Origin of the sequence: Psychrobacter sp. AOP3-A1-26, assembly GCF_052378235.1 — a bacterium.
In the GTDB taxonomy this organism is placed as follows: domain Bacteria; phylum Pseudomonadota; class Gammaproteobacteria; order Pseudomonadales; family Moraxellaceae; genus Psychrobacter.
Genome location: NZ_JBQSXN010000030.1, coordinates 1 through 12843, shown reverse-complemented (window position 1 = coordinate 12843; position 12843 = coordinate 1). Strand labels below are relative to the sequence as shown.

Sequence of the window (12843 nt, the reverse complement as noted above, 5' to 3'; positions counted from 1 at the left end):
ATTAATACCTAAAATCCGTTAGGCTGACTTTAATAAGTCATGTTTTAACCATTGGCGGCATGGCATTTTTAATAGGAGCAATCATCATGGATATGGTTTTTTTTGACAATATAGACAAGCTTGGACGCATCGTCTTAACGACTGTTATGGTTTACCTATCAGTCGTACTGGTGACTAAAGCCTCTGGTAAACGCTCAACGTCACAGCTCAATAATTTTGATTGGATCGTCACTGTGATGATCGGTTCATTGGGTGCCAGCACTATTTTACTCAAAGACATTCCTTTTATAGAAGGAATTTCATCGATTTTGGTGCTCTACTTATTACAATTTTTGGTCACTAAATATGCCTCTGTCTCACCGCAATTTAGCAGTTTTATTCTATCCGAACCGCGTATCGTCTTTTATCAAGGGCAGTTTTTACCAGATACGATGCGTGCCGAGCGGTTGACTCGTCAGGAGATAGAGTGCGCGATGCGCTCCGAAGGGGTGAATAGCTTCGATGATGTTGAAGCCATTGTTTTTGAGTCTGATGCCAAGCTCACCATCATTCCAAAGCCTAGCCCAACTGAGGCTAGCGATAATAACCAAAGCTCAGAAGATACCGTGTCACAAACCATAAGGCCTTTGATGTGAGCCTTTGATATGAAAATAAAGTGACGTCAATCCAAGATAAGCGGCAGCAGTATTAGTGTCATTAAGCGCAAATAAACAGGGTAGCCAATTTGTATCAGCTACCCTGCCACTTTATATAATAATGATTATTAAATAGTTATTTTACCTAATAGCTATTTGATACGTTGCCAAGTCTGCGAGCGACCGAATACAGGTGAGCCTACATAACCACGTAGGTCTAAGCTTTGACCATTGTCGCTTAGGGTCAATTTACCAGAATAAGTTTTTCCCGATTCAGGGTCGACCAACTTGCCATGGCTCCATTTGTTGTTACCATCAGCCTTTAAACCTGATAAAATCTGTAAGCCTTCGACAGGCTGGTCTTTTAGACTACCTGGACATTTGGTACAGACAGCTTTAGCCTTTTCCTTATTAAGCACTTTGATAATTTTGCCTGAAACTTTGCCACTTTTTTCAGTTAACTGAATGACGGCCTTTTTTTCGCCTGTTTTATCATCAATGGTTTGCCATTGTGTGCCATCTAAAGAGGCAGCAAAGACAGAAGTAGAAAGCAAAACACCTGCAGTGAGAGTAAGTGCTTTTGAGATAGTACGATTCATGAACGACTCCTTTCATTAAAAAATACTTCAAGTTAATTTTTTGATTTATCATAAGACACGATACGGTTGCCTGTAATTTTCTCTTAAAGTGTTGACTTCCTCCGACTGCTTTTAAGTCGACATTTTTTATAAAATTATAAAAAGTTATAAAACAAGAAACTAAAGAACAACTGTTTGTCAAATAGTAGTAAACCATAAAAACCCCTGACGTAAAAGGATTGTTTGTTACATTAACTTAAGCGTAGAATTCTTTTGTTACGCTTTATCAATGATTAAAGTGGTATATATTATGAAGGTAAGAATTTTGACCGTTGGCAATAAGATGCCCAGCTGGGTACAGACAGGGTTTGATGAATACTTTAAACGTATTCAGCCAATGCTGAGTACAGAAATCGTGGAGCTTGCCGCTGCAAAGCGGGCAAAAAACCCTTCTGATGCCAATTTAGCACAGTACCGTGAGCAAGAAGGGCAGGCGATATTGGCCGCACATAATGCCTCAGGTCGTGAGCAACTATGGGTACTCGATGTCAAAGGTAAAATGCTCTCGACAGAAGGGTTGGCACATAAGCTAGCAGATGGCATGCAACAAGGCGATGATATTACCCTAGTGATTGGCGGTGCTGATGGGGTTTCGCCCGAGGTATTGGCAAAGGCCGATGTGAAATGGTCATTATCAGCGCTGACCTTACCGCATCCGCTGGTACGTGTGGTATTAATGGAACAGCTATATCGAGCGATGAGTATCAATAACAACCACCCTTACCATCGCGGCAATTAAATTAAAAAAAAGCTCTTTTACATAGCGCACCTTATTAAACATCATAAACCTAAATAATATAGGGGCTGTATAGAATTCATCTATTAGGACTGCTGATCGCTAAAATAATTCCAGACTAGGCGTAAATCGAAGGTAATGTCGAGACCTTAGCTAGATTTACAACAACGTCTGGGGCGATTTTAGCATCAGTCCGAAGGAACAGGACTATTTTTTGCCACTTCATAGCCAAAACTATCGCGCTTAGAATAACTAAACTTACTATTTTTGGCGTCGAATTGCCTAAAAAATAGTCTCTGTCAGTTCCTTAGCTGAATTCTATACAGCCCCTAGTCGATCCAATTTAAAAACGATACAGTGCGACTGCTATCAATTTTTCGCAGCCTCTGTCACGCCTGCGAACAGCAAGCAAGAAAAAATTGATAGCAGTCGCACGTTAATATCAACGACTCTTTTTTATATAGACCCGACTATAGATGAAATGACGAATAACCAGATTGAGAAATAGATGGATTGAAAATTACGCGCGCGCCCTAATAAATGGCACATGAGATATCCTAAACCTGTGCTACCCGATGCCCAAAATACCAATCATCATCGCGATGACAAAAGCGATGATTTATCGCTGTCGTTATCGACGCCAATTACAGCGGCCGCTGCTTGGGCAGATGAACCTCAAATAGCCAGCGCTGCTAAACCGCCTAAACTACCGGCATTATTTATCTCGCATGGTGCCCCGACGTTGGCGATTGAACAATCTGCTACAACCAGCGCGCTGGCGCGTATCGGCCAAAACTTACCTAAGCCGCGTGCTATCATCATTATGTCAGCGCATTGGCAATCCGCCAAACTAGAAATCAGCAGTAATCCGCAGCCCAAGACGTGGCATGACTTTTCAGGCTTTGAGACAGAACTGTATGAGCTACAATATCCAGCAGCAGGTCAGCCAGCGCTTGCCGAAACACTGGCGCAGCAGCTCACTGCCCGCGGTATTAATTGTAGTTTGAATCCAATGCGTGCCAGTGATCATGGCGTCTGGGCGCCGCTTTTGCATCTTTATCCGCAGGCGGATATTCCTATCGTACAGATATCACTGCCTCAGCATTACGATAGTGCTGCCTGCTATCAATTGGGCGCGCAATTGGCGCAGCTGCGTCGTGAGCAAATACTCATCATTGGCTCGGGTAATATCACCCATAACTTACAAGCGCTACGCTGGCAAGCGGATAGTATCGACCAAACGGCAAAAGACTTTAAAGTCTGGTTACTACAGCAGCTAAAAACGGATATTCCCACTGCACTAGATTGGCAGCAATACCCCAACTATCAACACATCCATCCAAGTGATGAGCATTTGCTACCATTATTTTTTGCCTTAGGTGCTGGTCAACGCGTCTCTGTGGTGCATCAAAGCATGGCGCACCATAGCTTAGGCATGGATATCTACCGCTTTGATTGAAAACGTCTTATCAAAGCGATAAGCGCGTCTTGCAATTACTTCTCAAACGCCGCCTTAGTAAATAAACCCGCACGCTCCATCTCACCTGCCACACTGAATAAAGTCGTCTCATCATTCATGCGTCCAATCAGCTGCACCCCAATTGGTAGACCTTTTTTACTCATACCGACAGGCAACGACATAGCCGGTAATCCGGTCACATTACCCAATATGGTAAAGGCCATTTTGCCCAGCACTGGCGCACTCAGCTTCTCAATCATACCCGAGCTAAAGGCATACTTACCCATATCAACGCCTTTATTCAGCAAACCAGCGCTACGCATGAGCATCTCATCCATCTTACTTGGTGGTAGCACGCCGTGTTTAACAGCAGGCGTCGGTACGGTTGGAGATAGAATCATGTCGTAGGTTTCTAATAATAAACCAGTTTGATATTGGCTGTCATGCCAGCCGTGCTTGGCATGGGCCAAATCTACTGCTGATAGCGAACGTCCAAGCATCGCCATGTTATAAGTCTGCGGCTCTAGGTTTTGTATATGCTGCGCGCCATAACAGCGCTCGATATTATCGATGGTAAAGGCAGTGTGCGCGCAGACCACCACCAAAAAATCATGCCAAAACTGTTCGATATTGATATTAGGTTCCGCAGGCACCACTCGATGACCCATCGCTTCTAACTGCTTAGCAGTCTGTTCTAATACAGCAAGTACCTCTTTATCAACTACAGTGTTAGCAACTAACGGCTGTTGATGTAGCGCGATGGTTAATTGTTTTGGTGCACGCATAGCGGCTTGCAAAAATGTGCCATCGGGCGGTGCGATAACATAAGGCGCGCCGATTTCTACACCGCTGGTCGCATCCAGCATCGCGGCACTATCGCGCACGCTACGGGTAATTACATGATCCGCGACTGCTCCATCCCATCCTTCACCAAATGCTGGGCCCATTGGGTTACGCCCGCGACTGGGTTTGAGCCCAAACGCGCCGCACCATGCAGCAGGAAAGCGTATCGAGCCACCGCCATCCCCCGCGCCTGCCATCGGTACGATGCCACTTGATACTGCCGCTGCACTACCGCCAGACGACCCACCAGAGCTGTAGCCTTTCTTAAAGGGATTGTGCGTCACGCCATGTGCTTTAGGTTCGGTAGTGATAATCAAACCAAATTCTGGGGTATTGGTTTTACCAAAAGTATTGACGCCAGTAGCTTTCATACGTTTTACAATTTCGCTATCGCTTTCTGAGATGATATTGACGCTACGACTGCCCATGGTGATAGGCTCGCCCTCAAAATGAAACGATAAGTCTTTGAGGAGATAAGGCACCCCGTTAAATGCCCCTGCTGGTAAGCCTTTTTGTGCCGAAGCATAAGCACGCTCATCAAAACGGTGGATAATCGCATTCAATTTAGGATTGATTTTGTTGGCTTGATGGACAGCGGCGTCTAGCAATTCTTTGGCACTGACTTCCCCTGCATTGACCAGTGCAGCCAATGCTAAACCATCGTATTGGGTATATTCTTTGAACATAATTAACCTTCCTTGGATAGTGATTGAATTAAGGTTTGTTTTTAAACTTTATGCTTATTTATCTTATAATCAACCACCAGTTTAGTATAAAAAATCACTACTTATAGCTGATAAACAAACTCATTGGTCATTTGAACACCATAGTTAAAACACGCTAAATTCCTGCGGGTATGATGTATCAATATTACCTTTCATTGACACTAGAGCCTGTCCTCAACCCAAACCATAATATCTAAATGGGCTAAAAATGAGGGTACGCCCTAGCTCAACGATATTTTTCAAATAAAAAAGCGAGCCACTCTTGTGACTCGCTTTTTATGATTAATCAAACTGACCATCGTCTACATCAATAGCTCGCGCTTACCGCTTTTACCCATCGAGCTGACCAGTCCCGCCTCTTCCATTGAATCGACAATACGCGCCGCGCGATTATAACCAATGCTGAATTTACGCTGGATACTAGAAGCTGAAACTTTGCGCGTTTCCATGATAAAAGCCACTGCGTCATTATAAAGGTCATCATCCTCACCAGATGCATTGCCAGTGCTACCACCACCCGGACTAGATAATTCAAAGTTGCCAGCCATATTATCAATATAATCAGGTGCGCCGCGCTCACGCCATGCATCACAGACACGGTTGACTTCTTCGTCACTGACATAAGCACCATGCACACGATCTGGCTCAATTTGCCCTGGTCCTAAAAACAGCATATCACCATTGCCCAGCATATCTTCAGCGCCACCACTATCCAGAATCGTCCGTGAGTCGACTTTTGAGTTGACTCGCAATGCCGCCCGTACAGGAATATTGGCTTTAATTAGACCTGTAATGACATCGACTGACGGACGCTGGGTAGCAAGCATCAAGTGAATCCCTGCCGCCCGTGATTTTTGGGCCAAACGGGTAATAAGCTCTTCTGCTTGCTTACCAACCTGCATAATCATATCGGCAAACTCATCGGCGACAATCACAATCATCGGCAAGGTTTTTAGCTTCGGCGCTTGGCTCACACTGACGCTATCATTGGGTCGCCATAATGGATCGAGCATCGGGTTACCCGATTGCTCAGCAGCGATAACTTTTTTGTTAAATTCATTAAGCTTACGCACTTTGAGCAAACTCATCAGCTGATAGCGACGCTCCATTTCTGCCACACACCATGACAAGCTACTGGCCGCCTCGGTCATATCAGTGACTACAGGCGTCAGAAGATGTGGAATATCGTTATAGTTGGCAAGTTCGAGCTGCTTTGGATCAATCAAAATAAGACGCAGCTCATTTGGCGTATATTTAAGTAGCATCGATAGCAGCATAGAGTTGACCAACACCGATTTACCAGAGCCTGTGGTACCAGCGACCAGCATATGCGGGGCACGGGCAAGGTCAGTAATAATCGGATTACCGCCGATATCTTTACCCATCGCCATACTGATTTGTGCTTTGGGATCGCTGAATTTTTCGGTGTTTAGTAGCTCAATCAAGCGCACCATTTCGCGCTGCTTATTCGGCACTTCGATACCAATATAAGGCTTGCCTGGAATAACTTCGACCACACGCAAAGACGCCATCGACAGCGAGCGCGCCAAATCTCGTGAAATACCAGTTACCTTACTGGCTTTTACCCCAGCAGCAAGCTCCACTTCAAAACGGGTGACCACTGGGCCTGGAATGGCATTAGCCACAGAAGCCTTGACATTGAATTCTTGTAGCTTAATTTCTAGTAATTCGGACAGCTGCTCAAGCTCAGAAGCTGTATAGTTTGGCTTACGGTCAGGATCTGGTTTATCTAAAAGAGACAACTCTGGAATTGGGGTTAGGCTGCTACGATAAGCAGCCGTTTGCATCGAGCGTGATTTTTGACTGAACGCGGCATCATCACTAATATCAGGCATGACGGCTGCATCAATACGTTCAACACTGTCATCTTCTGGCATCATGTCAGTAATGTGATTACTGCTATCACCCTCTGGCACGGCAAAGCTTACCGTTGGTGTTGCCGCAGCCGGTGATTGGGTGCTGGCGGTAGGATTAGCGTTTGGCACGTTAGCCGTTGCCACTGTTGATGCTGCTTTTGACGTTGTTTTAGGCGCTACTTTAGGATTGGCAGGTGGTGTATTGGTTGGCGTCATATCCGCCACGTCTGTCACTGGTGCACTAACTTCTGCCGCTGGCGTAGCGACTTCTGCTACTGTCGGGGGCACCGATGTTTCAGGTGCAACTGCCGATGCAGCATGAGGCACTGGCTCAGCTTCATGATTAGACGGCTGAGCCAAAGATTGACTGGTTACGTCAGTAGAGGCGTCAGGAGAAAAATTAACAGACCAATTCGAAATATCCTCATTAGGCATAGCCGTTGTAGGCTCTACTGTCGGTTGCCCTACAGGCGGCTCAGCTATATGCTCTGTCTGAGGCACTGCTTCAGGTTTGGTAACCTCAAGTTGTTCCGCAGTTGATAACGAGCCAGAGCCAGCTGCATGCTCTGCCAGCCATGCATCTGCTAATGTATCAGTGTTCTGAATGGTGTCTTCGGACTCGGGTAGAGCAGATTCTGTACCCGCTCGATGAACCGTCTCGTTATTTGCTGATGTCTCGAGCGGTGGCTGGACGACTTCCTCTGTGTCATTCACCACTGTTTGAGCCACGGTTGTTTCTACCGGATTGGCTGACATAACTGGAGATACTGGGGTGGTTTCATCTAACGATTCGAGACCGGTATCATTGTTATCATTAGAAACAGGGTCAACAGCACTACTAGCGCTATAAGCCATTGGGTCGCTGGCTAATAAATCATCCACAGTATTGGCATCATTCCAAGCAAAACTCGGCTCAACTTTACGAACAGGAGTCATTGTAGGATTTGCAGACGTCGAGGTACTTGTCTGGCTAACCGTATTATTAGTCGTACCATTAGGCATCACAGCCGCTGTGTCTGCATACTCATAATGGCTCTGATTAGACATAGCGTTTTTATTGGACATGGCAGCCTGCGTGGCCGCTACCGACGCTTTTACACTATCAGCCAGTCCTGATGACGTCAAGAATTCTGACAGCACATTGCTGAACCGACCGCTATTCTCTGCTGCTAGGGCACTGTTAGCCTGATCATCTGATTGTAACTCTAGTGGCAACTGCTTGTGTTGTGGCATTTCTTGACTGGTTTTTTGATCTGCTATGTCGTTAGCATTTGGTTGTGTGGTGTTGCTTTTTTGAGTCGACTGCCCTTTATCCTGTGCTATACCTTTGTTTTTTATACCTGAGCCAAACCATGACAGCGCGGTAATTTTCTGATAAATCGCCAACCAATGAATATTAAAGGCAAAGGTAGCAGTAATAATGACAAACACTGTCAAGAACACCACACTCCCCCACTGCGATAGCAACTGTGCCAAACGCGCCTGCAGTTCAAGCCCAATGATACCGCCTGCGACACCTTCAAGCCCTGTCGTTACAGGATCGGCTACTTGCTGTACTAGAGCGACCAATTGCGCAAATAAAGCACTGGCACTTAATATTAAAAACACATAAGCGACCATCCGCATCAGCCAAAATGTTGGCTTATTGTCCCACCAAATAAGGATAGACTCATAAACCATAAACGCTAGCAGCCACCATGCTCCAAAACCAAAGAAGCTATAGAGCAAATCAGACAACCAAGCACCCGACGCGCCGCCCATATTATTAATCGTGGTCATATCACTACTGATGTGCGACCAGCTAGGATCATTACCGGTATAGGTTATCAAAATGACAAAAAGATAAACGGCCAGTACTAACCCAAGGAGGGTAAATATTCCCTTTTTTAAATACTCAATAAGCGGTGCTGATATCACGTAAAGTCTGCCTTGTTATTAATACTAATTGGTCGCCAACGCATGACTAAGCCTAATCATGCTGACATAAAGTGTTGATAAAGATAGAGAGTGCTGATATAAACGCACCTCGCGTAATATTTAATAAGGATACGTCTATAATGTATATAGTCTCTTTCGACAACGGTAAATAACCGTTATCGTTTAGCCCCTATCAAACTTGGCATAACTTCTTATAATAACAAATACATAGCCGCAGTGGCGACCGTCTTCTAAAGAAAGTGGGTAAGAAAGTAGGTCAATATGCTATTTAGACAAAAAACCATATTACACGCAAATCATAACGAACAGAATAAGGCTAACAATATTGCTTAAACCCTATAAAATACCAGCTGTTTCTAACCCTAATATTTCAAGGGAATATACTTTGATTCTAATGATACCGGTGTTTGTTTTAGCAAACTTGCACTTTGTACCACATACCCTTATGTTATTATCACACAGCAATTAGAAAAACCATATTATTAGGGCGTGTCCTCAATCTGAGCATGAAACTTTAAATGGGCTAAAAATGGCTAAATCTTTGATAAACTGCGTCAAATAGCTGGTTCATATCTCGATATTAACTGTACTATTTTCCTTGTTTATCTGCGATTTATCTCATTTTTATCACCATTTTCAAAGTGAGAATACGCCCTAGAAAATTTGAAAAATTAGCTTAAGAACTTATATTTTTAACACTTATATTTAGCAAGGAATACCTTATGGCAACTGATAATAACGCTCCACGTCACGAAAAACTCATTATCTTAGGCTCAGGCCCCGCGGGTTATGCGGCCGCCGTTTATGCGGCACGTGCCAACCTCAAGCCAGTTATGGTCACTGGTATGGAAGTAGGCGGGCAATTAACCACCACTACCGAAGTTGACAACTGGCCAGGTGATGCACATGATTTGACGGGTCCAGCATTGATGGATCGCATGAAAGCCCATGCCGAACGCTTCGGTACCGAATTGGTTTATGACCATATCAATGAAGTGAATCTAAATGAGCGCCCTTTTCAATTGACCGGTAATAACGGCAGTTATACTTGCGATGCTCTTATTATCTCAACGGGTGCATCAGCGCAGTATTTAGGGCTAGAATCCGAAACCAAATTCCGCGGCCTCGGCGTATCTGCTTGTGCTACGTGTGACGGTTTCTTTTATAAAGATCAAAAAGTCGCGGTGATTGGTGGCGGCAATACAGCCGTTGAAGAAGCTTTGTATCTATCAAATATCGCTTCTGAAGTGACCTTAGTACATCGCCGCGACAGCTTACGCTCTGAAAAAATCTTACAGGACAAGCTGTTTGAAAAGGTCAAAAACGGTAATATCAAAATCGAATGGAACCATCAGGTCAAAGAAGTGGTCGGTGATGATATGGGGGTCAATGGTGTGATCATCGAATCTATGATTGATGGCAGCACCAAACAATTAGATACGATGGGTATGTTTGTCGCTATTGGTCATAAGCCTAATACTGACTTGTTTAAAGGTCAGCTAGACATGAAAGACGGCTATATTGTCGTCAATAGTGGTCTAAATGGTAATGCTACCCAATCCAGTATCGAAGGGGTTTTTGCCGCTGGTGACGTCGCCGACCATGTTTACCGTCAAGCGATTACCTCTGCTGGCACGGGCTGTATGGCTGCGCTTGATGCTGAAAAGTATTTGGATGCAATGGGCGAAACAATCGCTCGTGACCATACTTATGCCTCGACATTGACTGAAGATAAAGAAGCTTAAATGAGCGACTTTACCAATGACAATAATATGAATATCCATACTACACATATAACGCCTGAGACTTTAAAAAGTCTTGGGCGTTATGACTTCCCTGACCCTATTTCTATCGACCCTGATGGCATTGGTGTGGTCGCTATGGGTGGTGACTTGGCACCCGACACGCTGATTTCTGCTTACGCACAAGGATTGTTTCCTTGGTTTAATGAAGACGAACCTATCGCGTGGTGGTGCCCTGATCCACGCTGCGTGATGGTGCCGACTGACTATAAACCCAGTAAATCGCTACGCAAACAGGCTAACCGTGAACGTTGGCAATTAACCCTAAACCAAGCGTTTGATGACGTCATCCATGCCTGTAGTTTACCGCGCAGTGATGGCCTCAATAATAAACAGCCCGAGGGCGAGCATACTTGGATTCATAACGAGATGATTGAAGCTTATACTGAGCTGCACACTCAAGGCTTTGCGCACAGCATTGAAATATGGGATGATAAAAAACAGCTCATTGGTGGTCTCTACGGGCTAAAAATAGGGGGTATTTATTTTGGCGAATCGATGTTTCATACCGCCTCTAATGCCTCAAAACTGGCATTTTGGGGCTTGATGCGGTTGTGCGAGCAGAGTCAGGTAGCGCTTGTCGATTGTCAGCTGCCAAACGAGCATTTACTAAGTTTGGGCGCAACTATTTTACCTCGCGCTGACTTTCTCACTCAATTGGACACCCTTATAGGTACCCCTTCGACCTTATGGCAAAACGGCTCGCATAAACCTTTGCCAGTATCGCTGCTTGACACGGGGCAAGCTTGGCCACTTAAATTGTGAGGTGCATTTGACTAAATACCTCAGCAGTCATACCTTTTATTAACTACTTTCTATTAATCACTACTTACTAGTCGTTACTTAACCATGAGGTTATTATGGCACCCGATACATCATTTTTGTTAATAGGCACACTGGCGACCAAAGCCAACACCACCAAGGATACCGTCCGTCACTATGATCAATTGGGTCTGCTAAAATCTCGTAAACGTCAAGCGGGCTCGCGTCTGTATACCGAATTTCATCCAGAATGTATTGAACGCATCGAGCTGATAAAAAGTGCTCAAGCCATTGGTTTTACGCTCACTGAGATTAGAGATAGCTTGAATGATTATTACGATGGTCAGCTAGATATTGATTTGCAGCTCACACTCACCCAACAAAAACTGGCCCAAGTCAAAAAACAACAAGCCAATATCAACGTTATGGTGGACCTACTAAGCGAGCGTATCGATGTTTTAGAGCAGATGAGAGCCGATAGTGGTTATACACCCGATATTGAAGTCTGTAAAAAAACCATACCTTCGCAGTAAGGGCACACCCTATATAGTCAGCACTAAATGAATAAAATACATTATGTTTTGATACGCGATTGGGATAAGTTTTTTTTACTTGCTGTGTCTACGCTGACAGAGGCTGCAAAAAATTCATATCAATCGCGCTTTGCCTTTTTCACATAGGACTGTCTATATTAAGTATAAATACGCTGCATGATAAGCGCGTCAACAGCTGGTTGATGTGATGATTGATAATAACCTTTACGCTTGTGAATCATGGTGAAATCTTGCTTTTCATATAAGGCTATTGCCGGTGCATTATCTGCTCGCACTTCTAATAACAAACTCTCTACCTGATTTGCTTTTAATGTCTCATTTAGCTCAGTAAAAACCTGTGAAGCAATGCCTTGACGTTGATAGTTAGGATGCGTACCGATTCGTAAAATTTCTGCTTGCTCAAAAACTCTTTGATATAAGCAGTAGCCCACCACTTCGTTTTTGGCAACAGTCATAACCACTATTAAATTAATACTATCCTGTCCAAACAAATCGTTAATTGTTTGATAAGTCCATGGGGCTTGGAGCTGGACAACAGCCTCAATATCAGCCACAGTTTGAATAGCGGCTGTACAGTCATCTGCTGCGGTGGTTAGCATTGCTATATTAAACATACACCCTCTTCTATTGATACCAAACCCAAAAAGTACGATTAGCTGTGTCAAACTCGCTTAGTCTACAAGGCGCAGTACTTTCACTCGTTTCCCTTGCCACTCTAGTTTTTATGAATAGTATTATTTTTCAAATCGAGATTACTCTACATCCAAATATAATTAAAATACTTTAAAAACGCCACCTGCAGTACGTGATGTATCGATTTTACTTTTCACTGACTATATAGGGTTTCAATACTTCATATTAGCGACCAAGGCCA

General features: G+C 44.2%; 10 protein-coding genes. 6 read left to right on the top strand and 4 right to left on the bottom strand.

Annotated elements, in window-relative coordinates:
* Positions 1 to 86: 86 nt before the first annotated feature.
* Entirely contained in the window at positions 87 to 635 is a 549-nt protein-coding gene (locus ACT3TU_RS06985; protein WP_192524730.1) for a DUF421 domain-containing protein, read from the top strand.
* Positions 636 to 787: 152 nt separating this feature from the next.
* On the opposite strand, the gene ACT3TU_RS06980 is transcribed toward ACT3TU_RS06985, so the two are convergent.
* Positions 788 to 1234 (bottom strand): DUF2147 domain-containing protein, encoded by a 447-nt coding sequence (locus ACT3TU_RS06980; protein ID WP_192524731.1) that lies wholly within the window; start codon positions 1232 to 1234, stop codon positions 788 to 790.
* A 289-nt stretch (positions 1235 to 1523) separates the two neighbouring features.
* Here ACT3TU_RS06980 and rlmH point away from each other — a divergent pair, with 289 nt between their 5' ends.
* Positions 1524 to 2012 (top strand): 23S rRNA (pseudouridine(1915)-N(3))-methyltransferase RlmH, encoded by a 489-nt coding sequence (gene rlmH, locus ACT3TU_RS06975; RefSeq protein WP_444784189.1) that lies wholly within the window; start codon positions 1524 to 1526, stop codon positions 2010 to 2012.
* Between the two features lie 544 nt (positions 2013 to 2556).
* On the top strand, positions 2557 to 3468 hold the full coding sequence (locus ACT3TU_RS06970; protein WP_192524533.1) for a DODA-type extradiol aromatic ring-opening family dioxygenase: 912 nt from the start codon (positions 2557 to 2559) through the stop codon (positions 3466 to 3468).
* A 35-nt stretch (positions 3469 to 3503) separates the two neighbouring features.
* On the opposite strand, the gene ACT3TU_RS06965 is transcribed toward ACT3TU_RS06970, so the two are convergent.
* Both ACT3TU_RS06965 and ACT3TU_RS06960 read right to left on the bottom strand, forming a co-directional pair.
* Positions 3504 to 4997: an amidase gene (locus ACT3TU_RS06965; RefSeq protein WP_444784188.1), complete on the bottom strand. Its 1494-nt coding sequence runs from the start codon at positions 4995 to 4997 to the stop codon at positions 3504 to 3506.
* A 341-nt stretch (positions 4998 to 5338) separates the two neighbouring features.
* Positions 5339 to 8830, bottom strand: a complete 3492-nt coding sequence (locus tag ACT3TU_RS06960) for a DNA translocase FtsK (RefSeq protein ID WP_192524535.1) — start codon at positions 8828 to 8830, stop codon at positions 5339 to 5341.
* Between the two features lie 743 nt (positions 8831 to 9573).
* Here ACT3TU_RS06960 and trxB point away from each other — a divergent pair.
* The 3 genes from trxB (at position 9574) to ACT3TU_RS06945 (ending at position 11948) form a co-directional block, all read left to right on the top strand.
* A complete protein-coding gene (trxB, locus tag ACT3TU_RS06955) occupies positions 9574 to 10596 on the top strand; it encodes a thioredoxin-disulfide reductase (protein WP_192524536.1) in 1023 nt (340 codons plus the stop codon).
* Positions 10597 to 11418, top strand: a complete 822-nt coding sequence (gene aat / locus ACT3TU_RS06950) for a leucyl/phenylalanyl-tRNA--protein transferase (RefSeq protein ID WP_444784187.1) — start codon at positions 10597 to 10599, stop codon at positions 11416 to 11418. It begins immediately after the preceding gene.
* Between the two features lie 95 nt (positions 11419 to 11513).
* Positions 11514 to 11948, top strand: a complete 435-nt coding sequence (locus tag ACT3TU_RS06945) for a MerR family transcriptional regulator (RefSeq protein WP_444784186.1) — start codon at positions 11514 to 11516, stop codon at positions 11946 to 11948.
* A 158-nt stretch (positions 11949 to 12106) separates the two neighbouring features.
* Here the strand turns inward: ACT3TU_RS06945 and rimI are convergent, their stop codons facing one another.
* Positions 12107 to 12583 (bottom strand): ribosomal protein S18-alanine N-acetyltransferase, encoded by a 477-nt coding sequence (gene rimI, locus ACT3TU_RS06940; RefSeq protein ID WP_444784185.1) that lies wholly within the window; start codon positions 12581 to 12583, stop codon positions 12107 to 12109.
* Positions 12584 to 12843 lie beyond the last annotated feature (260 nt).